The organism is Bradyrhizobium sp. LeoA1Lang, from assembly GCF_055413685.1.
The window spans coordinates 14,747-39,446 of record NZ_JBVAPG010000076.1 but is presented as its reverse complement, the minus strand read 5'-3'; the positions used below and the strand labels follow the sequence as shown (position 1 = coordinate 39,446).

Here is a 24,700-nt window from a genome sequence, read left to right as displayed (position 1 = left end):
AAGCCTTCGTGGTAACGCTTGTCATGGCGTGGTCTCCAGCCCGGCGCGTCAACGCCGGGTGATTCGAGGTTGATCACCCCGGAGACTACGCCACTTTCAATTCCAACCGCTTTTCGGACGGCACCGCCGCGGATTTCATTACCGACAATTCATGTTCGGCATGCCCTGCGCATGGCAGGCCTCACGCCTCGCCATCTTCCGTCCGGTTCCGGCTGTGGCAGTATGCCGCGGATTTCCGGATCCGCGCAGCCTCGTCGCACGCCGAACCAGCGACAGCGCACATAACGATAATCAAGAAAAGTGCCCGATACTGATCTCTCCCAGACACTGACCTTCCGCTGCCCCGCGGAATTGGAGGGCGTGTTGCCGCCGCCGATCCGGGCCGCACTTGGGCTGCCGGACTGGCTGAAGACGATGCCGGCACAGGCATTCAACGCGCTCAACCTGCGCGAAGAGAACACCGTCAAGCGCTGTCCGCCCTTTGTCGATGCCATGACGTCCGGCTTCCTGATCCCGCTGATGTGCGATCTCAGATTCGAGAACGGCGAGATCACCTGGGACAACGAGCTGCCACCGGGCGGCTCGGTCAGCTTCGTGCGTTCGCCGATCGGATTTCATGATGCGAGCCAGGTGACCGGTACGCCCTTGTTCGAGGCCGATCGCTTCCTGATCAAATTCCACAATCTCTGGACGATCGAAGCGCCCGAGGGCTATGCGGTGCTGTTCACGCATCCGTTCAATCGCCCCGACCTGCCGTTCACCACGCTGACGGGCCTCGTCGATTGCGACCGCTATCACGACAACTGGATTCACTTTCCCGCTTACTGGCACGACGTGAATTTTCGCGGCGTGCTGCCAAAGGGCACGCCGATCGCGCAATGCATTCCGGTGAAGCGCGAGAACTGGACGGTGCGCACCCTGCCGTTCACCGCAGAAGAGACGCAGCGGGCGCACGACCTTACCACCCGCATCGATCGCGAACCCGGCCTCTACCGACGTCAGTTTCGCGCGTGAGTTAGACTGGGGGCACGCGCCTGGACCGCTGCCGCTGACGTAAATCAGATCGCGGTGGCGCGGCGCTCGCATCTAGCGATTGCGAGGTCAGGGCACGCGAACTACCGATAGAGCTACGCCATTTAGATCCCTCGTGAGCCATTCTGCCCGCGGTAGCGGAATCTGGCCGGCGCCGGACTTGTCAACGTAGGATCAATCTGCTCAGTATGGCCGAAATTGTGCTGCGCAGCAGACGCCGGCACCAGAGTAGACACGCAAGCGAGGAAACAAAAAATGCTCAAAATAACGAGGGTCATCGCCCTGGCCCTGCCGATGCTCAGTGGTGCTGCCTACGCGCAGGAGACCGTCAAGATCGGCTACATCGATCCTCTCTCCGGAGGCGGCGCCAGCGTCGGCGAAGGCGGGCTGAAGACGTTCCAGTATCTGGCCGATGAGCTGAACGCCAAGGGCGGTATTCTCGGCCACAAGGTCGAGATCATACCGCTCGACAACAAGACCAATCCGCAGGAAAGCCTGATCCAGGCCCAGAAGGCGATTGATGCAGGCGCCCATTACATCACCCAGGGCAACGGCTCCTCGGTCGGCGCGGCGTTGGCGGACTTCGTTACCAAGCACAACACGCGCAACCCCGGCAAGGAAGTGCTCTACTTCAACTATGCCGCGGTCGATCCGAGCCTGACCAACGAGAAGTGCAGCTTCTGGCACTTCCGCTGGGATGCCAACTCGGACATCAAGATGGAAGCGCTGACCAACTACATGAAGGGCAATGCGGCCATCAAGAAGGTTTACCTGATCAACCAGGACTATTCGTTCGGCCAGTCGGTGCGGACCCAGGCGCGCAAGATGCTGGGAGAGAAGCGGCCCGACATCCAGGTCGTCGGCGACGAGCTGCATCCGCTGCTCAAGGTCACCGACTTCTCGCCCTATATCGCCAAGATCAAGGCGTCGGGCGCCGATAGCGTGGTGACCGGCAATTGGGGACAGGATTTCGCGCTGCTGCTCAAGGCGGCCGCCGATGCCGGGCTCAAGGTCAACTGGTACACCTATTACGCCGGCGGCGCCGGTGGCCCGACCGCGATCAAGCAGACCAATCTCGATCATCAGGTGTTCCAGATCAGCGAAGGCATCCCGAACTCGGACAACAAGGAAGCGATGGAGTTCGAGAAGGCGTTCCGTGCCAAGGTCGGCCTGTCGCTCTGGTATCCGCGCGCGGTGAACGAGATGCGCATGTTCAAGGCCGCCGCCGAAAAAGCCAACTCGATCGATCCGGTGAAGGTCGCCGCCGCGCTCGAGGACCTGAAGTTCGACGTGCTCGATGGCGGCAGCGGCGTGATGCGCAAGGACGACCATCAGTTCTTCCAGCCGATCTATATCTCCTCGTTCGGCGCCCGCAGCGAGAAGGAGCCGTTCGACGAGGAGAACACCGGCTGGGGCTGGCGGCTGGCGGCAAAGATCGACACGCCACAGACCATGCTGCCGACCACTTGCAAGATGACGCGGCCATGATGCGCGCGGCGTCCGCTCCCGTTCCGGATAATCCGGAGCGGGACGGGCGTTTGCGTCGCAGGCTGTTTCCCGGAGTGGCCGCTCCCTCTCCCGCTTGCGGGGGAGGGCTGGGGTGGGGGTGTCGCCGCGATTCACGCTGTCCGACCGTGGGGAGAGAGCCCCACCACCCGGCGCTGGCGCCATAGCAGAAGCTTTGCTTCGGCGTCCTTCTAAGAACGGCCGCCTGAAGGCGGCCTACGCCTCCCCCGCAAGCGGGAGAGGTGGAGTGAATCCGCTACCGCCTCGACCAATCCACGGCATGCTAATGGATGAACCGTGCTTGAGCTGATCGTGATTTCTACGCTCAATGGCGTCCTGTTCGGGATGCTGTTGTTCCTGTTGTCCAGCGGACTGACGGTGATCTTCAGCATGATGGGCGTGCTGAATTTCGCCCACGCCAGCTTTTACATGCTGGGCGCGTTCTTCGGCTACCAGCTCACGAAGTGGATCGGGTTCTGGCCTGCGCTGGTGCTGGCGCCACTGCTTGTGGGCGCGGTCGGCATGGCGGTCGAGCGTTACGGCCTGCGCAACACCCACAAGCACGGACATGTCGCCGAATTGCTTTTGACGTTCGGGCTCGCCTTCGCCATCGAAGAAATCGTCTCGATGATCTGGGGCAAGAGCCCGGTGGACTATCGGGTGCCGGCGGCGCTCGACTTTCCGGCCTTCACGATTTTCTCGACCAACTATCCCGCCTACAAGATTTTCATGCTGGCGATCTCGGTGCTGATCTTCGTCGCGCTCTTGATTGCACTCAAGCGCACCAGGGTCGGACTCATCGTGCAGGCGGCGCTGACGCATCCCCACATGGTCGGTCATCTCGGCCATAATGTCGGGCGCATTTTCATGCTGGTGTTCGGCGTCGGCAGCGCGCTTGCCGGTCTCGCCGGCGTCATCGCCGGTCCGGCGCTGGTGACGCAATCGGACATGGCCGCCTTGCTCGGCCCCATCCTCTTCGTCGTCATCGTATTCGGTGGGCTCGGTTCGCTACCGGGCGCATTCATCGCCTCGCTCTTCATCGGGCTGGTGCAGACCTTCGCGGTCGCGCTGAATGGTTCGCTCGCCAGCGCGTTCGGGCCGCTGGATCCGAGCATCGGGCCTTCGGTGCTCACCGATATCTGGAATGTCACGATCGCCCAGATCGCGCCGGTTCTGCCCTATGTGCTGCTGGTGGTCATCCTGATCGTCCGTCCCATGGGCCTTCTCGGGACGCGCGAAACATGACCAGCACCGTCACCTCTGCGTCTGATGTCGCCGCGAAGCCATCCGGCCAAAACCTGCGCTTCTACGGGCTGTGGGTGGTCGCTGCGATCGCGCTCGTCGTATTGCCCTTGATCTTCTCCTCGGGCGGCTCGCTCACCTCCTTCAGCCTGATCGGCATCGCGATCATCTTCGCGCTGTCCTACAACATCCTGCTTGGCGAGACCGGGCTATTGTCGTTCGGTCATGCGGTTCATTACGGCCTCGGCGGCTTTGCCGCCGTCCATATGATGAATGCAGCCACGGCGCACGGCTGGCCGATCCCCCTCCCCCTGATCCCGCTGCTCGGCGGCATCGGCGGCCTTGGCTTGGCGCTCCTGATCGGCTGGGTGATGACGCGGCGCGCCGGCACGGTGTTCGCGATGATCTCGCTCGGCATCGGCGAACTGGTCGCATCCTCGTCGCTGATCCTGCGCAGCGTCTTCGGCGGCGAATCCGGGATCAGCACCGATCGCACGGCATTGCCGCCTATCTTCGGCTGGACCTTCGGCCCGCAAATCCAGGTCTATTATCTGATCGCATTCTGGGTGCTGGTGTCGGCGATGGCGATGTACGCGCTCACCCGCACGCCGCTGGGGCGCATCTGCAACGCGGTCCGCGACAATCCCGGGCGGGTCGAGTTCATCGGCTACGATCCTCACGTCGTCCGCTATCTCGCCTACTGCTTTGCCGGCTTCTTTGCCGGCATCGCGGGTGGTCTCGCCGCCGTCAATTTCGAGATCGCGAACTCCGCCTATCTCGGCGCGGTGCAGTCCGGCATGGTGCTGTTCGCGACCTTCATCGGCGGCGCCTCCTACTTCTTCGGTCCGATCCTGGGCGCGATCCTCGTGACCTATCTGCAACTCGGGCTGACCAGCGTGACCAGCGTGTGGCAGCTCTATTTCGGCATCATCTTCATCGGTATCGTGATGTTCGCCCCGGGCGGCATCGCCGGCCTTCTGATGATGCACCGGCCGCTGATCCGCGCCAGGACGCTCGGCATGGTGATCCCGTCCTATCTGGTCGCCGCACTCCCGACGCTGGCGCTGGCCTGCGGCGTCATCCTGTCGATCGAGACGGTGGCGCGCTACACGGTCACCGGCGGCGAAGGCAACATCGTCAAGCTTCTCGGCATCCCCTTTAACACCACTGCGCCCGCGACCTGGGGCATAGCGGCCGTCCTTGTGGTCGGCGGCTTCATCGTCGCCCGTATCACCTGGCGGCGCATCGCCGAGGCCTGGGACCGTGCCGCCAGCATCGCCCGTGACCGGGGGTATCTCGCGTGACGCCAGCCATCGAAGTTCGTGCCGTCGAAAAGCACTTCGGCAATGTGAGCATCATTCAGGACCTCAACCTGAGTGTCGCGCAGGGTGAGCGCCACGCCATCATCGGTCCCAACGGCGCCGGCAAGTCCACGACCTTCAACCTGATCAGCGGCTATCTCAGCCCGAGCTCGGGTGAGATCCGGCTGAATGGCGATGTGATCTCGGGACTGCGGCCGTTCGAGATCAATCGGCGCGGCCTGTCGCGTTCGTTCCAGGTGACCAACGTGTTCGCCCGCATGACGGTGTGGGAGAATGTTCGCTGCGCCGTGCTTTGGGCCACCGGCCATCGCTATGCGTTCTGGAAGAACGTGGACGACCTGCCGGAGGTGCGGCGACGCACCGCCGAGATCCTCGAGGACATCCACCTGAGCCACCGTCGCGATGTGCCGGCAGGGCTTCTCACCTATGCCGAGCAGCGCGAACTCGAGATCGGCATCACCATCGCAGGCGGCGCCAACGTCATCATGCTGGACGAGCCGACCGCGGGCATGAGCCACGCGGAGACCGAACGCGCCGTCGCCCTGATCCGCCGCCTCACCGAAGGGCGTACGCTCGTAATCGTCGAACACGATATGAGTGTGGTGTTCGGTCTTGCAGACCGCATCTCGGTGCTGGTCTACGGCCATATCATCGCCTCCGGCACACCCGAGGAGATCCGGGCCAACCCGAAGGTCAAGGAAGCCTATCTCGGCGAAGAGGCGCATTGATGCTCGTGGTCAGGGATCTGCACGCCTATTACGGCAAGAGCCACATCCTCCAAGGGGTCGACCTTTCCATCTCGGCTGGCGAAGTGGTGAGCCTGCTTGGCCGCAACGGCGTCGGCCGCTCCACCACGGTCAAGGCGATCATGGGCGAGGTGCCGCCTCAGGGGACGATTCGCTTAAAGGGGCAGGAGATCGCCGGGCTGCCGAGCCACAAGATCGCGCGCCTGGGGCTCGGCTATGTGCCGGAGCACCGCGATATCTTCCCCGGGCTGACGGTTCGTCAGAATCTCCTGCTCGGCATCAAGAACACGCGTCGGCCCGGCAAATGGCGGCTGCAGGACATGCTCGACATGTTCCCCAACCTCGCGGCGCGCGCCGATACGCCCGCCGGCGTGCTCTCTGGCGGCGAGAAGCAGATGCTGACCACCTGCCGGACGCTGATGGGCGACCCCGAGCTCATCATGATCGATGAGCCCACGGAAGGACTGGCCCCGCTGATCGTGCAGCAGGTCGGTGACCTGATCGCTCATATCGCGAAGGCGGGCGTTGCTATCCTGCTGGTCGAGCAAAAGCTGTCCATCGCGCTCAGGATTTCGCACCGGGTCTACATCATGGGCCATGGCCGCATCGTGTTCGAAGGCACGCCCGACGAGCTCAGGGCCAACGAAGCCGTTCGCAAGGAATGGCTCGAAGTGTAGAGGTTCTACGCTCCTAGAGCGTTTTCGAGCGAAGTGGGTACCGGTTCGCGTGAAGAAAACGCGTCAAAAAAAGAATGGAGAGCTTCGGTTCTGATTCAATCAGAACCGAATATGCTCTAGCCGGTCAGTGGACGGATGTCTTGGACAGAAGGTTCAGAACCAGGACGCCCGCCACGATCAGGCCCATCCCGACGAAGCCCGCAAAGTCGGGGCGCTGTCCGTAGATCGCCCACGCAATGAGCGCGACCAGTACGATACCGCCGCCTGCCCAAACAGCGTAGGCGATGCCGAGCGGTATGCGATCAAGGGTTTTGGCGAGCAACACGAAGGCGACAGCGTAGCCTGCTACCACCAACAGAGAAGGGCCGAGCCTGGTAAATCCCGCGGATGTCTTCATCGCGCTCGTTGCGACAACTTCGACAACAATAGCGAGCGCGAGGACCGCGTAGGGGGGCATTCCGAACCTCCATTCATCTGGAGGCACCCAATGATCAGAAATCCCTCCAATCGTCACGTTCACCGTTACGTGAATGTCGCAACCGCGCGTTGCCCACGTGAGAATGGCATCAGGGGTGTGTCATATGTGCCGCACTGTGGACCAATTGCTCCAACGGGTTCGATCTGCCGCACTGAGGTCGCATTCCGCCGTGCATGGTCGGGAGGAGCGCAGGTTACCGCCTGGTTCTTTCTAAGTTGGGGAGAAGTACCGTGAAGAAAATCGTGATTGCAGTAGGCGCAACCTTTGCTCTGGTGACCGCCGCCAGCGCGGCCGACCTTCCGCGCCGAGAGCCCGTGCCCGCCTATCCGGCGGCTCCCATCGGCAAGATGCCGATTGGCAAGACCCCGGTCGGGAAGACCCCCGTCGGCAAGACGCCTATTGTCGCGCCGCGCTACTGACGCGATACTGACTCGGCTCGTTCAATCTGAGCTTTACCGTTGACGGTTAAGGGGGCAAAGCGTGGTAAACAGCCTGACGAGATCAGGACGATGCTTACTTGCGGGATTAACTCTCGCTGTTTTGCTCCCGGCCACAGTCCAATCGGCTTCTGCTCAGGAAGCTGACGCTCGCGCCAGCTCGGAACGCGCCACTTCCCAGAAACGGGAGGCCTACAAGCACACCGCCAATGCGAATGCGCTTGTTTCCAGTGACGCGGCCGTTGAATCGCAACCGGCGCCACGGTCGACACGAAAGTCGGCGTCTAGCGCCGCAATGGGCCCGTATTACGTCGACTTCAGAGCCAGAACGGCGGCGAGTTGGGGACATGCTTTCGTCTGGTATGGAAAGACAAGCGAGCGGGCGGTTGACGTCGCGGGCCTGACCCCAGCGGGAGAAACCTTTGCCTATATACTCGGTCATTTGACGGTGGTGCCGTCCGAGACCGGGGCAAGCTATGGCGATCTTGATCCGGACTACCTGACCGCGAGCTATCGGGTTTACCTGAATGAGGCGGACGCAAAACGGGTTTTCGCATACATCAAGAAGTTGCAGGCGGATTCACCGGTCTGGAACGCGGAAACATTCAATTGCACTGGCTTCATCGGCGAAATCGCAAGCTTCATGGGATTGAAAGTACCTCACCGCTGGCAGCGTCCTGAGGAGTACGTCAACAATCTCAAGGTGATGAATGGCGGGCGCCAGATTGTCCGTCTGTCGCCAGAAGAATAGCGCGCCTTCGTCGTCGGCCTGAGATATCTTTATTTGAGCATGATCTTTTCGGAAAACCGGTTTCCACTTTTCCGGATCATGCTCTAGGATCGGTTCTTGATCGCTCCGACGATGGCCGTGAGGATCGCACCACCTGCGCCGCCACCGACCACCTGGGCAATGATTGACCCAATGTCGAAATTCCCGCTCTGGATCGATGTGGCGATCGCCGGCCATACGAGCGTGATGATCTGACCGAGAACGCCGCCGCCGACGAGGCCGGCGATCGTGTTGCCCAGCGTGCCCAAATCAAAGTTCTGGGACGCCTTTCCGGCCGCGTTTCCGCCGATCGCACCCGCCACCAGATTGATAAGAATCTGCTCCACGAAATCCTCCCTTAAGTGCCGCGTAGAACGATTTTTAGTTGTTCAGATGCAGAGCTGGAGCGCTTTCGAGCGAAGTGGATGCCCGTTCGCGTGAAGGAAACGCGTCAAAAGACGAATCCAGAACTCGGTTCTGATTCAACCAGAACCGAAGCCCTGGCGTCTAAACAGTGCGGCCCCGGATCGCCCGCCACAGGAAGATGATGATGCAGGCGCCGATGAATCCGGCGATCAAGTAGCCGATCCATCCGCCGAGCGCGACGCCAAACAGGCCGAGCAGCCAGTTTGCCAACGCGGCGCCAACGATACCAAGGATGATGTTCATCAGAATGCCGGTGCCGGACTTCATGAACATCTCGGCGAACCAACCGGCCAAGCCACCAATTATGATTGCTGCAATCCAGCCAATCTCCGCTTCGGGCATCTGGATACTCCTCGTGATTGTGAGCCAATATTATCACAACGCCCCGCCGATTCGCTGGTACAAACGTGTGTGCGTTGCACAGGAGCCGTGCACACCCCGGCCGACCGCTATGCGGCGCGGCCGGGATTCCGGCTGTGAACACGATGCGACCGGCAGCGAACCTAAAACCTCGCCCGCGCCAGCACGCGGATCGTGCGACCCTGGCCCGGCGAGATGTTGTTGTTGCCGTCGGCGGTCGCCCAGTAGCCCGTGTTGAAGATGTTCTCGACATTGAGCTGAGCGCTCCATGTCTCGTCGATCTTTGCAAACAGGCCGGCATCAAAACGCCAGAAGCCCGGCAGCCGCACAGTATCGTCGGACGAGGCAAAGGAATCCGAGAAGTAAATGATGCCGAGAGAAGCAGCCCATCGCTGATCGATCTGATACTTGTTCCACCAGGCGAACTGATTGAAGGGCACGAGCTGCACGCGATTGCCGGGCACGATCGTTGACGAAGTCGCGCTGGTGACGCGCGCGTCGGTATAAGCGTAGCCGAAAACTGTTTGCCAATCGGGCGTTACGTAACCCGTGACCGCAGTCTCGAAACCGCGGATCTGGTTGGCGCCGTTGGCGAAGAAGAAGCCAGGGTTGTTGGGATCGGCAATCGGCACATTCGTACGATTGAGTTCATACAGGGCCGCCGTGAACAGCAGCTTGGGCTGGATGTTCCATTTGACCCCGACCTCGGTGTTCTCGAATTTCTGCGGCTGCAAGATCAGTGTCCCCGGGCTCAGCGCGCTGAACTGGTCTCCGGACGCGGGCAAAAAGGAGGTGCTGTAGGCGGTGTAGACGGAAAGGTTGTCGATTGGCTTCACGATAATCGCAACGCGCGGAGAGACCTTCTCGTCGACCCTGCTGCGGTTGATGTTGGTATTGAAATCGAACGCCGACAGGTCAAAGCTGTCGTAGCGGGCGCCGAGGAAGAATTGCAGCCAGCGGGTCGCCTCGATCTGGTCTTGCACATAGCCTGAGGCGATATTCAGCCGGTATTTGCTGTTGGCGTCGCTCGGAAGGTGGGTGAACAGCACCGGTCCGAAATAAGTCGGGTTGAATGGATTGACGACGTCGAAAGCCCTGTTCCCGTTGTTGGGGAAGATGCCGGAGTCGCGCCTGGACAGGCCGGTCTCTCGACCAAATTCGGTGCCGAACGCGACGGTATGAAAGACTGGTCCCGTCGCCGTCTTGTACACGAAATCGGTTTGGTTGAAGACGTTCTCGCGGGGGGTGTCGTTCTGGTACGCGTTGAGCGACACCTGTGTAAGATCCGGCGTCACCGCGCCGCCGCCTGGACCGCCGCCCGTGCCACCGGGATAGACGTTGCGATAGCCACGGTTGTAGTCGGCGTAGAGCGTGGAGTTCTTTGCCGTCAGTCCGTTGCCGAAATCATGCTCGATCACGGCAATGCCGGTCTGCACGTCAACCCTTGCTTGGTTGTAGATTGGGCTGCCGTAGAACGTCGTCAGATCGCCATTGGGCGCGAACGGTACCGTCGGGGTGAAGCGCGTGGCGCCGCCTGGAATGCCGAGCGACGGGTTACCGCGATCCGCAAGACGCTCATCGTGGTAGTATTCGTAGCTCAGCTTGATCTTTGTGTCGTCGGTCGGCTTCAGCGTCACGGTCGGATTGAAGCCGTATCGCTCGAAGTGACCATAGTCGCGGAACGTATTGCTGTTCTCGTAGAAGGTGTTCAGCCGTACGGCGACGTTCTCGTTCACGGCTTGTCCCGCATCGAGCGACAGGCGCCTGTCGTTGTAGGAGCCGGTCTGCGCCGTCGCTTGGTAAATTCTCGTGCCGTCTGCCTCCTTCAGCGTCCGGTTCACGAGACCGCCGCCGGCACCACGTCCGAAGGTCAGTGCGCTCGGCCCTTTCAGCACCTCGACGCTCTGGGCGTTGTAGAGGTCGCGGAAATACTGCACGTCGTCGCGGAAGCCATTGACATAAAAGTTCGCGCTGGAGTCCACGCCGCGAATGACAAGCTCGTCGCGATTGCCTTCGCCCTGGTGGATCGCGACCCCCGGCACATATCGCGTCACATCCGTCAGGGTCTGAAAGCCTTGGTCCTGGATGAACTCCTTGGTCAGGACGCTGACGGACTGCGGGATGTCGATCAAAGGTGTGTTCGTCTTCGTGGCGACCGACGTGCTGTTGGCATAGACGCCGACCGTGCCGGTGCGGGCATCCTGGCTCGGGCCGAAACTGGGCGCTGGGGGCGGGTTTGTGGCCGGTGCCGTTTCGTTCCGGCGTGCGGCTTGTGTCCGCCGCGTCCGTCCTGCGTTCGTGGACGTGCGCGCGGCCGGCGACCCAGGACGTCGTCGCGTCTCTGGCGGGTCGACTGTAACTGCAGGCAGAGAGGATGCTCCCCCTTGGCTCGGTGCTGTCTGCGCCTGTGCGTCCGCTGCGCCGATGGACAGACAGAACGCGACATAGCTAGCCGAGGCAAATAGCCGAAGCCTCGCCTGCGATACTCTCATCATGTTTCTCTACGCCCCAATAATCTTGTTGGCCGCGAGCTTCATGGCGCGCGGCGACCAACACTTAAACACGAGGCGAACGGTGCAATTCCACCTCCGAAATTTTGAATTGTTCGAATTTGCGCGCGCGAGGACGGCGAAGGCCACCGTTGATTGGAATGATTCTAACATGACGATAAGCACGCGTGCGCGTGAAGCCGCTTTCATAGGGGAAATCACCTAGTGCATGAAAACGGAGCCGCTCTCAGATGGACGATCAGTTGCATCCCAGCGAAAAGCAGAAGCGCTTGACCGTGATCGGCTATTCGAAAGGCGGCCGTAGATCATGATCCGATGGACGGAATCGGATCATGATCTCATCTCTTTGTTTGAGCATGATCTCCGCGCAAACGCTTCGCGTTTGGCGCGAGGGAAAACCGGTTTCCACTTTTCCGGATCATGCGCTAGCGTGCGGGCCGCAGCATCGGCGCCATAGGCGGCGAATCTCCCACGCGTATGACGCCCAGCACCTCGAAGCCGAGCCGCTGGTAAGCAGACCTGCTCGTTGGGCCTGCGATGTCCGCTTTCAAATGTACAGCGGACCGAGTGCCGGGTGAGCCGCAACGTCGCTTCTTGACGCAAAGGCGACTTGTTCCAATCCTCTTGGCGCCAAGACCGAGCTATTCGCCTCTGATCAGGTATCGTCCCACGTCGGCCGGCCGCCAAAGCGAACGACCAGAAAGTCCACAAAACTCCGTACCTTGGCCGAGAGATGTCGACCAGGCGGATACAAAGCATAGAGCGCCTGTTCCGGCGGCGGATAATGGGGCAATAAACGAACGAGGCGGCCCGATCGCAGGTCGCCGCCGACGAGGAAGGTGGGGACCAAGATGATCCCGCCGCCGGCAATGGCTGTGGAGCGCAGCACGTCGGCGTTGTTCGCAAGATACCGGCCCGAGACTGGAACGACGATCTCAGTGCCCGCGGGATCGAGGAGGCGCCATTCGCCGCGGCTCTCGAAATAGGTGTATTCCAGGCAATTGTGGTTCACGAGATCATCCGGCGTCTGCGGTACGCCATGCCGCGCGAGGTATTCCGGCGCGGCGCAGACGGCAAGCCGGATCGGTGCGATCCGCCGGGCAATCAGGCTCGAGTCACGGAGACGCCCGATGCGCACGCCGACGTCGAACTTCCCCTCCAGCAGGTCGACCACTCGGTCGTTGACGAGCATCTCAACCGAAACGTCGGGATAAAGTCTCAGGAATTCAGTCACGACGGGCGCAAGGTGGAGCAAGCCGAACGAGACGGGAGCGTTAATCCGCAAGCGCCCGCGGGGCGTCGACTGGAGTGCGCCGGCAGCACTTCTCGCTTCCTCGATCGCGGCGAGAATGCGCGTGCAGCGTTCGTAGAACCCGGTACCGATCTCGGTGAGGCTCAAACGCCGGGTTGTGCGATTAAGCAGGCGCACGCCAAGCCAGCCCTCCAACTCCTGGATCTGCTTGGTCACCGACGCCTGGGATAGCTTCATCTCCCGCGCCGCCGCCGAGAAGCTGCCGGTCCCGACCACCTTCGTGAAGACCGCCATGCTCGCCATCCGATCCATGTGCGCCTCCTGCGATTTATCACGGTTTGTGAACAATCATATGCCGATCCGCCGTCTTATTGCAGCCGGTTGTCGACAACACCTCCGCGTCACGAAGAGCAATTCAGCGGGCAAGCCGTTCCCGCGAGACCAGGAGAAAGTCGATGACCACAGCAGTGAACACCGTCGTCGTGGGCGGAGGGCAGGCGGGTCTAGCCGTCAGCTACTATCTGAACAGACGATCCCAGGACCATGTCGTCCTCGAACAGGCCGATCGGCCAGGCCACGCATGGCGCAGCCATCGCTGGGATTCTTTTGCGCTGAATACACCGCGCTGGCAGTCGCGTTTGCCCGGCGTGCAATACGCGGAAGACGATCCCGATGGATTCATGTCCCGCAATGAAGTCGTAGCGTATTTTGAAGAGTTCGCACGACGCTTGCCCGTGCGCTATGGCATGCGCGTCAAGCGGATCGAACGCGACCGAGAAAGCGGTGAATATCTCGTTGGGATCCAGGATCGCGAGTCGATCCGGGCGCGCAATGTCATCGTGGCCACTGGCCTCCATCAAACGCCGAAGATCCCGGCTCCAAGCCGCAATTTTCCATCCCACATCGGGCAGCTTCATTCCGACGCCTATCGCAATCCAGACCAGCTCATATCCGGCGCTGTGCTGGTGGTTGGAAGCGCACAATCGGGTGCCCAGATCGCCGAAGAGCTCTATGAATCGGGGCGGAAGGTCTACCTCGCGGTCGGCCGCGCCGGCCGGACGCCGCGGCGTTACCGCGGGAAAGATGCAAACTGGTGGTTCGCTCGACTCGGCCACTACGATCGCAAGGTAAGCGAACTGCCGTCGCCGCAGGCCAAATTCGGCGGCAAGCCGCATATATCGGGGACCAAGGGCGGCCATACGCTCAATCTGCATCAATTTGCACGTGATGGCGTCGGGCTGCTCGGCCGCCTCCATAGCATCGACGATGGCGTCATCAAGCTCGCGCCGGACCTGCACGACAATCTGGCCGCAGCCGACCGGGCCGAAGCGGATTTTGTGACCGCCGTGGACGACTACGTCGCCAGGACGGGAATGGTGGTGCCGGAAGAAGAACTGCCGGTTCTGCGCGATGGATTTGAGCAGCCGTTGCTATCTGAGCTCGATCTGAGGGTTGCCGGCATTACCAACGTGATCTGGGCGACAGGCTATGGCTTCGACTTCTCGATGATCAAACTGCCGGTCACCGACGGCGACGGGTATCCTCGTCAGACGCGCGGTGTCACGGCCTATCCGGGATTGTTCTTTGTCGGCCTTCCATGGCTTCACACCGCGAAGTCGGGCCTGATCTACGGTGTGAGCGAGGATGCCGCCTACATCACCGAGCAGATCGCGACCGGAGAGAATTCGACCAGCGACGCAATGGCGTCGCCGCAATCCGCGGCGCCCCGCGCGAATTCGCTTCCAGCACTGAAAAGAACAAGGCGCCGGCTGGTCAACGCGTTCTGGTCGTCGGTGTTCGCATTCGTGATCGAGGGCTTTGCGGTGCATGCCGCCGAACTTTACTCCATCGCCGCTCCTTCTACCGCCTCTTACGCGGTCGAAGCAGAGGCTGAGCCGGACGAAACGACGAGTTCGTCGAGACAGTAATCCTCCTACCCCTCATTTGCCGACGGAGTGTACAATGCAATTGAAGCTTTTCATTACAGCCGCCATGGCGGTCTTTTTCGATATTTCGATAGCCTTGCTGGCTGCGGCCGCCCAATCCGACGCACCAAAGCCGCCGCATGTCGAGTTCATCACCGTCCCCGCCGGTCAACTTCATCTTGGCATGACGGAGCAGGAAGTGATCCGCATCATGGGCGAACCAGCCCGAGTTGTAGGTTACGATTCCGGCGGGATCAGCCGGCGAAAGCTCGAGTTCTTTGGAGCGATTCCCAGCACGGTCACCCTTTCGGACGGGAAAGTGTCGCACGTCAAGTTGGACGTCTTTCAAGTCGAAAAGAGTGACCTTCCCCTGATCAGCCGAAAGGCTTGGCCGGGCATGGCGAGCACCGCCGTGCGACGCTCACTCGGAGAGCCGAGCCGCATCCGCCATTACACCTTTTTTGGTATCAAGCTGGATCAATGGGTGTACGATATTCTTGGCGAACCGGAAGTGAGCGTATTCTTCGCCGCCGACCGGGTGATCGCCAAGACGCTCGGACGACACATTCCGCAAGACATCTTTCAGGTTCGCTTGCCTGCAGTACCTCAGCCGCGCGACTCGTTCGAGGGACCACGGGCGGGCATGGCGATTGCCGATGTCCAAGCGCTTTATGGCGAAACGAAGCTGCATGTCGACTATGTCTTTAACAGCCAGCCCGCATCGCGTGTCATCGTCGAGATACGTGCAAAGGGATCGTTCGCCGCCTTCACCTTTGTAGACGATCGATTGGTCGAGTTCGAAGACTTGGGACGCCTGCCTGACGAGGTGTTTCAAGCCGGCTGAGGGATTAGATCATGATCCGATTGGACGGAATCGGATCATGATCCAGCAGATATCCCAAGATGCCCGTGCCCACTTCGCTTTTTGACCTCCAACGGATATCTCGGCCGTCAGTTTCGGCCAGATCTGCCGTGCCGGGCTCCGCATACGGCCTCTTTTGGCTGGGCGCGAGATCGTGTACCCTCCTTTGCTTAGAGCTGCCTTTCGAGACGGGATTTGCCGACGTCTCCGTTAGAGCCGAATGGGCAGCGAAAGATGCTGTCGGCAGGCATCGCACGCTCCTAAAACCGACAATCCTTTTTATGCCGGTCTCTCACTGAGCATTTGCACTGCGCACGACCGCACGGCGGTGATTGCGCTGAAACTGCTATTTCGACCCAAAGGAGAGAGCGCCATGAGACCGAATTTGGGAACGTTCGTCACAGCGCTGTTGGCGAGCACCTTCGCCACCGCGGCCTGGGCGCAAGGACTTGGCCGCGTGCACTTCGAGACCTCGTGCACGCCGCAGGCGCAAGAGAAATTCGATCGCGGCCTGGCGATGGTGCATTCATTTTTTTATCCGGACAGCATCCAGGTTTTTACCGAAGCGGCGACCGCCGATCCGCAATGTGCCATTGCTTACTGGGGCATCGCCATAAGCAGCCGTCCCAATCCATTGATCCTGCCGCTCACCGCCACCGCTTTGAAGAGTGGATGGGAGGCGGTGGAGAAGGGCAAGGCGATCGGTGCCAAGACCGAGCGCGAGCGCGACTGGCTCGACGCGATCGAAGTCTACTACAAGGACTTTGACAAAGTCGATCAGACCAAGCGCGGGCTTGCCTACGAAAAGGCGATGGAAGCGCTGATGCAGAAATATCCGGATGATCCGGAGGCGGCTATTTTCTATGCGCTCGCCCTCAACGAGACGGCCCTGCACAGCGACAAGACCTTCGCCAATCAGCTCAAGGCCGGCACGATCCTTGAAACGGTCGAGGCGAAACTGCCGGAGCATCCGGGCGTGCTGCACTACATGATCCACACCTACGATTACCCGACGCTTGCGCAGCGCGGTCTTGATGCCGCCAACAGATATGCCGAGGTCGCCCCCGCGTCTCAGCATGCCCAGCACATGCCTTCGCACACCTATTCAATGCTCGGGATGTGGACGCAATCCATCGCATCGAACACGAAATCGCTGGCGCTCGCCGAAGCGCAAGCCGCCAAGCTCTGGCCTGGGGCGGCACATCCAGGCCAGCCGCACCATCTGGATTTCATGGAGTACGCCCTGCTGCAAATGGGACAGGAGGGGCCGGCCAAGCAGCTACGCGACGAGAGCAATGCGATAAAGAAGCTCGGGTTTGACTACCTCGCCAGCTATACCGCCCTTGCCGCGGTGCCGGCGCGCTTTGCGTTGGAACGTCAGGCATGGACGGAAGCGGCAGCGCTTGAGCCGAGAGGCAGCCAATTTCCACAGGCGGAGGCCATCACCTATTTTGCCCGCGCCATGGGATCGGCCCGCAGCGGCGACCTTGCCGCTGCCGAGCGCGAGGTTGCCAAACTTAAGGAGCTTCACGCTGCGCTGGACAACGCAAGTCAGTCCTATTGGGCGAGCCAAGTCGAAATCCAGATGTTGGCTGCATCGGCCTGGATTGCGCAAGCCAAGGGGGAGAAGGAGAGGTCGCTGAAGCTGATGCGAACGGCGGCAGACCTGGAGGATGACAGCGAAAAGCACATCGCGATGGAGAACCGGCTGTATCCGATGCGGGAATTGTTGGGTGACCTGCTGATTCAACAGCAGCAACCGGGAGCAGCGCTGACGGAGTACGAGACGTCTCTGGTGTCGGCGCCCAATCGGCTTCGCAGCTTGTACGGTGCAGCTACCGCGGCGAAGGCGATAAATCAGCCGGAGAAAGCCGCGCGCTATTTCCGGAAGCTTGCCGAGATGACGAAAGACGCGGACACGGATCGGGTGGAGATCCGCGAGGCCAAGGCATCCTTGATGCAGCAATGAGACTAACGAGGCAGAGAATGAATAGAACGGTTGCCGCGCGCGGATGTGCGGTAGCCGACTAACCGGCATAACGACCATGATGCGATCAATCCTAATCGCCGCCGTGATGGGCGTGATGACCGCGGTGGTGGCGGCGTATCTCCTGACCACATCCGGTCGGCATGATCAGGTGAAAGCCGCTCGCGGAGACGGTGCCAAGTCCGAGGCGGCGCTCGCGGTTGACGCCTGGCCGATCTGCTCGACCATGGGATCGATGGTAGAGACTGCGGATTGGGCGGTGCTCGATCCGGATTTCGCGGCCGGAAAACGAGCGATCGTCGCGAGCGAGTGGAACGAAGCAATCAAGGCGCTTACATCAGCTGCGCTCCGTGACGCCCGCAATGCCGATATTCAGAACTACCTTGGTTACGCCTATCGGCGCCTGCGGCAGTTCGATCCGGCAATCCGGCATTTTCAGCAGGCGCTGGCGTTAAATCCCCGGCACCGCAGCGCACATGAACATTTGGGTGAAGCCTACTTGACCCAAGGTGATCCTGCCAAAGCCAATGAGCATCTCGCGGCTCTCGAACGAATCTGCCTGATACAATGCAATGAATATGACGATTTGAAGCGCATCATTGCAACGTACGACAAAGTCGCGAAACGCTGATCGACCTCGATTTGTTCGCGGCCAGCAACATGGCCGAAGTGCTAAAAGAGACATTCCGTCCACGCACACAGGGGAAGCAGCCATGGCGTCGATCACGGCAATTGCCAAGGATTTCTTTGCCGCTTGCGAAACTGGAAAGGGTTGGGAGATCTGCAAGATCTACTGTGCCCCAGATGCGAGCTTCGCCGCTCAGGCCGAACCGCTTGCCGGTATCAAGACTCTCGCGGAATATACTGACTGGATGAAGGGGGTAATGGCCACTTTGCCTGACGGCAGCTATCAGGTGAAATCCTTCGCGACCGATACCGAACGAAACAACGTCGCAGCCTATGCCGTCTTCTCGGGCACCCATACCGGCCCCGGTGGTCCATGTGAGCCGACCGGCAAAAAGACGAATTCGGATTACGTCTACGTGATGCAATTTACTGGCGACAAGATCAGCCATATGACGAAGATATGGCATTCAGGCTTGGCACTGAAGGAACTGGGATGGGTTTGAGCGGCCGCGTTCACGTGATCGCGCCGACTTATGAGGCTCGTTGACCAACTGCTCCAGCGTCGCTTGAGCAATGCGCGATTTGTCGATGCCACCCCGAGGGTCGAGAAACATGTTTTTTCGACCCCGTGAAGCGAGCTTGTCAAGAATTTCGCCGCGGCGCTGGGACGCAGGAAGAAGCGGCCATGGTCTGTCGCGCATGCCTTCGCGGGCTCGCTTCGCGCTAACGTTGTCGCTCCACCCGCGTCCTTAAGGCTGGATACAATCGTCCGGCATTGCCGAAACAAAGACTCTGCAAATCATCCGCGTCGAACTGTGGATATCCGGCTATGTCATCGAGCGCCGGCGCAAAGCTGGACCGCGGCATCAGAGGAAAATCAAGGCCAATTAACAATTGAGAGACCGGAACGAGCTTTAGAATCGCCAATAGTTGAGCCTCGGACGTAGCGCCCGTTAAGTCATAATAGAATGAGGCAAGACCGTCCTTCACATCCTGTGGGGAAAGTTCAAGCAGTCCGGGTCCCACTCCAAACGTGTGTTCAAGTATCTGAATCCTTGACGCGAGAAATGGAATTGTGCCGCCGCCGTGTGTCGCAATGATTTTGATGTCAGAGAAGCGTTTCTTGGTGCCGGTAACGACCAAGTTCGTGACCATGCGCGTGGTATCAAACGCAAATTCAAGCACGCTCGGGTTCAAGCCATTCAGCACGGGTTGTGACGCCTTCGTGAACGTGGGGTGCGCAAACAGGGTTGCGCCCCGCCGATCCAGCTCTGCGAACCAAGGATCAAATAGCCGGTCGCCGAGATACACGTCATTGATGCTTGTTGACGTCGCGACACCGTCCATTTTCAGTGTATCCAGCGCATACTCAATCTCGGCCAACGCTGCCTCAGCGTCCAAGCCGGGTATGGTGGCGAGCGCTCCGAATCTGCTTGGATATCGCGAGACAATGTCTGCCAAGGTTTCGTTTATTCGTCTCGAGATATCACGTCCATCGTTGCCCGTTGCGTAGTTGGCCGCATCCGGGATTGAGAGAATGCAAGCGGCTATGCCGTGTTCCTGCATAAAAGCTAGCGCGCGTTCGACCGACCACTGAGGCATCTTGTCCGGCGAGCCGACGGGTAATTTTTTGCCAATAGGCAGAATGGGATGCGAATGAACGTCGATGATGTTTCGTAAGCTGCTCACCGAAAACCTGCCTCATCGCTGATTGCGGGGACGAAGTATCGCCCCAACGCTGCGTCACATCGTAAAGCGTCTCGGCATATCCGCCAGTTGTCGCCGAGCACCCGATTGTATTGCTTTTGCACAAATGCTGTTGCTGAATTATTTCATTTGCTCGGACCAATCGTTTCATCGGTCATACGCCGCAAGCAAGCGATGGTGCGATTGACGAGTTTCTGACGCGCAGAACCGGATTTGTCCGTACGGGCGCTAGCCGGTCAGGAATTTCGCCGCGGCGCTGGGGCGCAGGAAGAAGCGGCCGTGCGAGGAAGCGGCGAGCGACATGATCGCGCGACCGGTCATGTCCGGCCTGCCGCGCGCGGCTTCGCGCAGGCTTGCCTCGCCGGCGGCGCGCTCACCCATCTCCATCAGGCAGATGCCAAGATTGGCGCGCGTTGGCGCATCATCCGGGCGCAGCGCGAGCGCGCGGCGGAAGACATCGACGGCCGCGGCGTAGTCGCCGTCCAGCACCATCACGCGCGCGAGTTCGGCCAGTACGTCGGGGCGCGCAGGCGCGGCGGCCGCCGCCTGCTGCAGCAACGCGCGCGCCTCGGCGCGCTTGTTGCGGCCGATATAAAGCGTCGCCAAACGAAGTTGCAGCTCGATGATTCCAGGCGCGAGCGCAAGACCTTGTTCGAGCGCAGCGATCGCCTCGTCGATCTTTTCGCCGAATGCGAGCTGGCCGGCATATTCAAGGAAAGCCGGCGGGAAGGCAGGCCGTCGCGTGATCGCCTGGCGCAGGAGAATGAGCGCGTCGTCGCGCCGGCCGGTGGCCGCGAACGCGGCGGCGAGCAGGGTCTCGGCTGCGGGGTCGTCGCCGCGACGCGAGGCCTTCTGCAGCGGAGTGATTGCCTCATCGAAGCGGTTCTGCAGCATCAGCGCGCGGCCAAGCAGCGCCGCAGCCGCCACGTTGCCGCGGTTCGCCTTGAACACCGCCGCTGCCAATCGCTCGGCCTCGTCGGGCCGCTGCATCTGCAGTGCCAACGCGGCGCGTTGCAACGTCTGGTCGGCGACGCCGGGTCGTTCAGGCTTTGAAGACAAGTGAGATGTTCGCTCGTTGCAATTATATCACAAGTGCCACGCATGTCTTACACGCAAATGCGTTGTTATCAAACTGTTACATGCAGACTCCAGATTGCCGCGAACCGCAGGTTTCAGGGGACTGGTGGTGAAAGTTGAATTGTTGAGCCATGCGAGCAAGCTCGCATTGGTTGTTGCTGCGTCATCTATCGCGTTTGGTTCTGCCTTAGCTGCAAGCTTCAGTGTGCCACCGGACGATCCGGCGACCGCGAAGACGGTCTCGAATAACGATACCGGTTTTGTCGCGGATGGAAGCACGCTCTCGGTCATCGGGACGGCGATCACATGGACCACCGGGCTTGCTTCGCCCGGCGTGGTCATCACCAACGACGGCACGATTTCCGCGACGTCGCGCGGCATCGATACGTCCAACAGCGCGATCAGCGGCAATTTCACGCTGATCAACAACAAGGATGCGCTGTTCACATCGTCCAACGATGCGTTCCGGATCCAGGGCGGTCTCACCAGCGGAACGGTCAAGGTCGACAATTTCGGGACTATCCAGTCGACGAACAACGGTCGCGTGTTCGACTTCAACTCGGTCACCTCGAATACAGCGGTGTTCTCGATCACGAACGAAGCCGGCGGTACGCTCAAGGCGCTCGGCAATGACGTGATGCGGATCGGTGCGGGTACCACCACCATCACCAATTCCGGATTGATCGACGCCTCCGCCCGCGCGATTCGCGCGAATACGAACCTCGACAATGTCACCTCGCTCACGATCGTCAACAATGCCGGTGCGACCATCCAGTCGGTTGACGATGCCATCCAGATCAACGGTTCCGGCAGCACGAATTCGAGCACGAGGGCATCGTTCTCGATCGACAACGCCGGCACCATCAAGTCGGCGACCGGCCAGGCGATCGACTTCGACAACCTGACCTCGACCGCTGCGACGGTCACGATCACCAACCGTGCCAGCGGCCTTATCACTTCCGATAATGCCGACGCGATGCGGCCGGGCCAGAATTTCACGGTCTACAATTACGGCCAGATCGTCGCCAATTCGGCGCCAGAGCCGACGGACCGTCCCGGCGCCGACGGCATCGACCTGCAGCTCGGGCATAGCGGCACCGTCTACAACTACGCGGGCGGCCTGATCTCCGGCGCCAAGAGCGGCACCGCCGGCGACGTCGGCAGCAACATCACAGTCTACAACGAGGCCGGCGCCACCATCATCGGCCACGACGGCTCGGGCGTCGGGTCCGGCGGCAATGCTGTCGTCACCAACTACGGCACCATCACGGGTGCGATCGATACCACGTCGGCGCGCGGCGACGGCGACGGCATCGATGTCGACTTCGCGCTCACGCTGACGAACTACGGCACCGTCCAGGGCACGGGCGCGAAAGGCGCGGATGATGGCCACCGCTTCAACAACAGCGAAGGCCTTGCGATCGGCGGCGGCACGATCCGCAACTACGGCACCATATCGGGGGCCGCTGCGGGTATCGTCGTCAATAATGATTCCAATCCCGATGGTTCGCGCAGCGGATCGGCCGCCCTTGATCTGATCAACTATGCCGGCGGCATAATTGTCGGCAACAACAGCTATGCAATCCGGTCCGAGAACAAGACCGGTACCGCCGCCGACAAGGACACCATCGTCAACTACGGCACCATCATCGGCAATGGCACGATCCCGGACCCGAACGGAACGACGCTGCTGCAGAACGGCAATCCCGATCCCGGTTCGGTCGGCACGCTCAATGGCGTGACCTATACCGGCACCGGCTCGACCCGCTTCATTCGCGGCGACGGCGCGGCGATCCAGGCCGGCGAGGGCGATGACGTTCTCTCCAACTACGGCGTGATCATCGGCAACTCCGGCCGCGCCATCAGCATGGAAGGCGGCAACGACACGCTCAATCTGTACGGCGGCTCCAGCATCGTCGGCCGGATCGACGGCGGCGTTGGCACCAACACCATCAACCTGTTCGGCCTGGGCTCGGGCACGCTGTCGAACGTCATCAACTTCCAGGCGTTGAACGTGCAGGGCGGCAGGTGGACCATCACCGACGCACAGACCTATCAGAACGGCACCGGCGTCTTCGCCGGCGCAACCTTGCTGGTGAACGGCGCGCTCGCCAGCGACGTGACGGTCAATAATGGTGGCACGCTCGGTGGCATCGGCAGCGTCGGGAACACCGTGGTCAGCGGCGGCGTCCTCGCTCCGGGCACGGCGACATCAGGCACGCTGACGGTGCAGGGCAGCCTCAGCTTCACGGCTGCCTCGATTTATCTCGTGCAGGTCGACGGAGCGGGCGCCGGTCGAACCAACGTCACCGGCACTGCGACACCGGGCGGCGCGGCGGTGAATGTGTCCTTGCTCAGTTCGTCCCTGCAGAAGCACTACACGATCCTGAACGCGAGCGGCGGCGTTAGCGGCACCTTCGCTTCATCAGTCACGACCAACCTGCCTTCGGTCAGCGCCGGCCTGAACTATGACGCCAACAACGTCTATCTGGACCTGGCGCTCAACTTTGCGCCCACCTCCGGCCTCAACATCAATCAGGCCGCGCTCGCGAACGTGCTGACCGGCTTCTTCAACGCCGGCGGCAGCATCCCCGCCGCTTTCGGCGGCCTAACGCCGGCTGGGTTGACGCAGGCTTCAGGCGAGACGTCGACCGGCTCGCAGCAGACCACCTTCAACGCGATGAACATGTTCATGGGGATCATGACCGATCCGTTCATCGCCGGACGCGGCGACAATGTATCTCCATCGCCGGGCGCCTCGCAGTTCGCCGATGATGATGCCGAGGGCGCGAACGCCTATGCGTCGGCGCGGAAGCGCGGATCGCGCGCCGAACGCGCTGCCTATGCCGCCGTGTACCGCAAGGCGCCACAGCCCGCGCAGGCCTTGCAACGCTGGAGCGTCTGGGCGGCCGGCTTCGGCGGCTCGCAGACGACCGATGGCAACGCCGCGCTCGGATCGAACAACACGTCCAGCCGCATCTACGGCGCGGTTGTTGGCGCCGACTACCGGATCGCGCCGAACACGCTCGTAGGCTTCACGCTCGCCGGCGGCGGCACCAATTTCTCGGTCGCCAATTCGCTCGGAAGCGGCCGCTCCGACCTGTTCCAGGCCGGCGTCTTCGCGCGCCACGACGTCGGCGCGGCTTATGTCCTGGGCGCGCTCGCCTATGGCTGGCAGGACATCACGACCGATCGCACCGTGATCGGCGCCGGCCTCGATCGATTGCACGCTGAGTTCAACGCCAATGCTTACTCGGGCCGCGTTGAAGGCGGTTACCGGCTGCCGACGCCGTGGATCGGAGCGGTCACGCCTTATGCCGCCGCACAGTTCACGACGTTCGATCTCCCGGCCTATGCCGAGCAGGTCGTGGCCGGTGTCGGTGCGTTCGCCTTGTCCTACGGCGCCAAGACCGTCACGGCGCCGCGCAGCGAATTGGGCGTGCGAACCGACAAGTCCTTCGCGATACCGGATGCGGTGCTCACCTTGCGCGGCCGCTTTGCCTGGGCGCATGATTTCAACACCGATCGCAATATCGCTGCGACCTTCCAGGCGCTGCCCGGCGCGTCCTTTGTCGTAGGCGGCGCGGCGCCAGCACATGATGCCGCGCTCACCACTGCGTCTGCCGAATTGAACTGGATGAACGGCTGGTCGGCAGCCGCGACCTTCGAGGGTGAATTTTCCGACGTCACGCGCTCCTACGCCGGCAAGGGCGTGGTGCGCTATAGCTGGTAGAAATCACGGCAGCGCCCGGCGGGAG

Annotated in this window: 21 protein-coding genes; 14 read left to right on the top strand and 7 right to left on the bottom strand. The window is 61.2% G+C overall.

Annotated features, from left to right (window positions below; all coding sequences use genetic code 11):
• Positions 1 to 300 precede the first annotated feature (300 nt).
• The 6 genes from ACZYOF_RS24235 (at position 301) to ACZYOF_RS24210 (ending at position 6,525) form a co-directional block, all read left to right on the top strand.
• A complete protein-coding gene (locus ACZYOF_RS24235) occupies positions 301 to 1,014 on the top strand; it encodes a hypothetical protein (RefSeq protein ID WP_282530049.1) in 714 nt (237 codons plus the stop codon).
• Positions 1,015 to 1,287: 273 nt separating this feature from the next.
• On the top strand, positions 1,288 to 2,520 hold the full coding sequence (locus ACZYOF_RS24230; protein ID WP_463717359.1) for a branched-chain amino acid ABC transporter substrate-binding protein: 1,233 nt from the start codon (positions 1,288 to 1,290) through the stop codon (positions 2,518 to 2,520).
• A gap of 315 nt (positions 2,521 to 2,835) precedes the next feature.
• Positions 2,836 to 3,783, top strand: coding sequence for a branched-chain amino acid ABC transporter permease (locus tag ACZYOF_RS24225; protein ID WP_130226444.1), 948 nt, complete (start codon positions 2,836 to 2,838; stop codon positions 3,781 to 3,783).
• The gene (locus tag ACZYOF_RS24220; RefSeq protein ID WP_463717358.1) at positions 3,780 to 5,084 is read left to right on the top strand and encodes a branched-chain amino acid ABC transporter permease; all 1,305 of its coding nucleotides are present in this window, start codon (positions 3,780 to 3,782) and stop codon (positions 5,082 to 5,084) included. The genes ACZYOF_RS24225 and ACZYOF_RS24220 overlap by 4 nt, the downstream gene beginning before the upstream one ends.
• Positions 5,081 to 5,830, top strand: a complete 750-nt coding sequence (locus ACZYOF_RS24215; RefSeq protein ID WP_282530045.1) for an ABC transporter ATP-binding protein — start codon at positions 5,081 to 5,083, stop codon at positions 5,828 to 5,830. The genes ACZYOF_RS24220 and ACZYOF_RS24215 overlap by 4 nt, the downstream gene beginning before the upstream one ends.
• Positions 5,830 to 6,525: an ABC transporter ATP-binding protein gene (locus tag ACZYOF_RS24210; protein ID WP_463717357.1), complete on the top strand. Its 696-nt coding sequence runs from the start codon at positions 5,830 to 5,832 to the stop codon at positions 6,523 to 6,525. The genes ACZYOF_RS24215 and ACZYOF_RS24210 overlap by 1 nt, the downstream gene beginning before the upstream one ends.
• A gap of 124 nt (positions 6,526 to 6,649) precedes the next feature.
• Here ACZYOF_RS24210 and ACZYOF_RS24205 read toward each other — a convergent pair whose 3' ends face one another.
• Positions 6,650 to 6,982, bottom strand: coding sequence for an SMR family transporter (locus tag ACZYOF_RS24205; RefSeq protein WP_463717356.1), 333 nt, complete (start codon positions 6,980 to 6,982; stop codon positions 6,650 to 6,652).
• Between the two features lie 251 nt (positions 6,983 to 7,233).
• Between ACZYOF_RS24205 and ACZYOF_RS24200 the strand changes: the two genes are divergently transcribed.
• The gene (locus ACZYOF_RS24200; protein ID WP_130580028.1) at positions 7,234 to 7,422 is read left to right on the top strand and encodes a hypothetical protein; all 189 of its coding nucleotides are present in this window, start codon (positions 7,234 to 7,236) and stop codon (positions 7,420 to 7,422) included.
• Between the two features lie 61 nt (positions 7,423 to 7,483).
• Positions 7,484 to 8,191 (top strand): hypothetical protein, encoded by a 708-nt coding sequence (locus tag ACZYOF_RS24195; protein WP_463717355.1) that lies wholly within the window; start codon positions 7,484 to 7,486, stop codon positions 8,189 to 8,191.
• An 83-nt stretch (positions 8,192 to 8,274) separates the two neighbouring features.
• Here ACZYOF_RS24195 and ACZYOF_RS24190 read toward each other — a convergent pair whose 3' ends face one another.
• The 4 genes from ACZYOF_RS24190 to ACZYOF_RS24175 form a co-directional block, all read right to left on the bottom strand.
• A complete protein-coding gene (locus ACZYOF_RS24190; protein WP_130580030.1) occupies positions 8,275 to 8,556 on the bottom strand; it encodes a hypothetical protein in 282 nt (93 codons plus the stop codon).
• A 160-nt stretch (positions 8,557 to 8,716) separates the two neighbouring features.
• Entirely contained in the window at positions 8,717 to 8,977 is a 261-nt protein-coding gene (locus ACZYOF_RS24185) for a GlsB/YeaQ/YmgE family stress response membrane protein (RefSeq protein ID WP_130580031.1), read from the bottom strand.
• A gap of 161 nt (positions 8,978 to 9,138) precedes the next feature.
• Positions 9,139 to 11,127 (bottom strand): TonB-dependent receptor, encoded by a 1,989-nt coding sequence (locus tag ACZYOF_RS24180; protein ID WP_463717354.1) that lies wholly within the window; start codon positions 11,125 to 11,127, stop codon positions 9,139 to 9,141.
• A gap of 1,033 nt (positions 11,128 to 12,160) precedes the next feature.
• Positions 12,161 to 13,069: a LysR family transcriptional regulator gene (locus tag ACZYOF_RS24175; protein ID WP_463717353.1), complete on the bottom strand. Its 909-nt coding sequence runs from the start codon at positions 13,067 to 13,069 to the stop codon at positions 12,161 to 12,163.
• Between the two features lie 143 nt (positions 13,070 to 13,212).
• On the opposite strand from ACZYOF_RS24175, the gene ACZYOF_RS24170 reads away from it, so the two are divergent.
• The 5 genes from ACZYOF_RS24170 to ACZYOF_RS24150 all read left to right on the top strand — a co-directional run bounded on the left by ACZYOF_RS24170 (position 13,213) and on the right by ACZYOF_RS24150 (position 18,661).
• Positions 13,213 to 14,685: a flavin-containing monooxygenase gene (locus ACZYOF_RS24170; RefSeq protein ID WP_463717352.1), complete on the top strand. Its 1,473-nt coding sequence runs from the start codon at positions 13,213 to 13,215 to the stop codon at positions 14,683 to 14,685.
• A 34-nt stretch (positions 14,686 to 14,719) separates the two neighbouring features.
• On the top strand, positions 14,720 to 15,526 hold the full coding sequence (locus ACZYOF_RS24165) for a hypothetical protein (protein WP_463717351.1): 807 nt from the start codon (positions 14,720 to 14,722) through the stop codon (positions 15,524 to 15,526).
• A gap of 238 nt (positions 15,527 to 15,764) precedes the next feature.
• Positions 15,765 to 17,513, top strand: coding sequence for a tetratricopeptide repeat protein (locus ACZYOF_RS24160; protein ID WP_463717350.1), 1,749 nt, complete (start codon positions 15,765 to 15,767; stop codon positions 17,511 to 17,513).
• 76 nt (positions 17,514 to 17,589) lie between these two features.
• Complete coding sequence (locus ACZYOF_RS24155) at positions 17,590 to 18,162, top strand: tetratricopeptide repeat protein (RefSeq protein WP_463717349.1); 573 nt, start codon at positions 17,590 to 17,592, stop codon at positions 18,160 to 18,162.
• 82 nt (positions 18,163 to 18,244) lie between these two features.
• A complete protein-coding gene (locus ACZYOF_RS24150; RefSeq protein ID WP_463717348.1) occupies positions 18,245 to 18,661 on the top strand; it encodes an ester cyclase in 417 nt (138 codons plus the stop codon).
• Between the two features lie 220 nt (positions 18,662 to 18,881).
• On the opposite strand, the gene ACZYOF_RS24145 is transcribed toward ACZYOF_RS24150, so the two are convergent.
• Both ACZYOF_RS24145 and ACZYOF_RS24140 read right to left on the bottom strand, forming a co-directional pair.
• The gene (locus ACZYOF_RS24145) at positions 18,882 to 19,847 is read right to left on the bottom strand and encodes an amidohydrolase family protein (protein WP_463717347.1); all 966 of its coding nucleotides are present in this window, start codon (positions 19,845 to 19,847) and stop codon (positions 18,882 to 18,884) included.
• A gap of 246 nt (positions 19,848 to 20,093) precedes the next feature.
• Positions 20,094 to 20,924 (bottom strand): tetratricopeptide repeat protein, encoded by an 831-nt coding sequence (locus tag ACZYOF_RS24140; protein WP_463717346.1) that lies wholly within the window; start codon positions 20,922 to 20,924, stop codon positions 20,094 to 20,096.
• Positions 20,925 to 21,147: 223 nt separating this feature from the next.
• Here ACZYOF_RS24140 and ACZYOF_RS24135 point away from each other — a divergent pair, with 223 nt between their 5' ends.
• Positions 21,148 to 24,675 carry an autotransporter domain-containing protein gene (locus tag ACZYOF_RS24135; protein ID WP_463717345.1) on the top strand — a complete coding sequence of 1,176 codons (3,528 nt, stop codon included), beginning with the start codon at positions 21,148 to 21,150 and terminating at the stop codon, positions 24,673 to 24,675.
• The last annotated feature ends 25 nt before the right edge of the window (positions 24,676 to 24,700 follow it).

Bases quoted from the DNA above. Each gene is read 5' to 3' on its own strand.
- ACZYOF_RS24230 (WP_463717359.1), top strand. From the start codon at position 1,288: ATGCTCAAAATAACGAGGGTCATCGCCCTGGCCCTGCCGATGCTCAGT.
- ACZYOF_RS24220 (WP_463717358.1), top strand. From the start codon at position 3,780: ATGACCAGCACCGTCACCTCTGCGTCTGATGTCGCCGCGAAGCCATCC.
- ACZYOF_RS24210 (WP_463717357.1), top strand. From the start codon at position 5,830: ATGCTCGTGGTCAGGGATCTGCACGCCTATTACGGCAAGAGCCACATC.
- ACZYOF_RS24205 (WP_463717356.1), bottom strand. From the start codon at position 6,982: ATGCCCCCCTACGCGGTCCTCGCGCTCGCTATTGTTGTCGAAGTTGTC.
- ACZYOF_RS24185 (WP_130580031.1), bottom strand. From the start codon at position 8,977: ATGCCCGAAGCGGAGATTGGCTGGATTGCAGCAATCATAATTGGTGGC.
- ACZYOF_RS24175 (WP_463717353.1), bottom strand. From the start codon at position 13,069: ATGGATCGGATGGCGAGCATGGCGGTCTTCACGAAGGTGGTCGGGACC.
- ACZYOF_RS24170 (WP_463717352.1), top strand. From the start codon at position 13,213: ATGACCACAGCAGTGAACACCGTCGTCGTGGGCGGAGGGCAGGCGGGT.
- ACZYOF_RS24165 (WP_463717351.1), top strand. From the start codon at position 14,720: ATGCAATTGAAGCTTTTCATTACAGCCGCCATGGCGGTCTTTTTCGAT.
- ACZYOF_RS24160 (WP_463717350.1), top strand. From the start codon at position 15,765: ATGGGCAGCGAAAGATGCTGTCGGCAGGCATCGCACGCTCCTAAAACC.
- ACZYOF_RS24155 (WP_463717349.1), top strand. From the start codon at position 17,590: ATGATGCGATCAATCCTAATCGCCGCCGTGATGGGCGTGATGACCGCG.
- ACZYOF_RS24150 (WP_463717348.1), top strand. From the start codon at position 18,245: ATGGCGTCGATCACGGCAATTGCCAAGGATTTCTTTGCCGCTTGCGAA.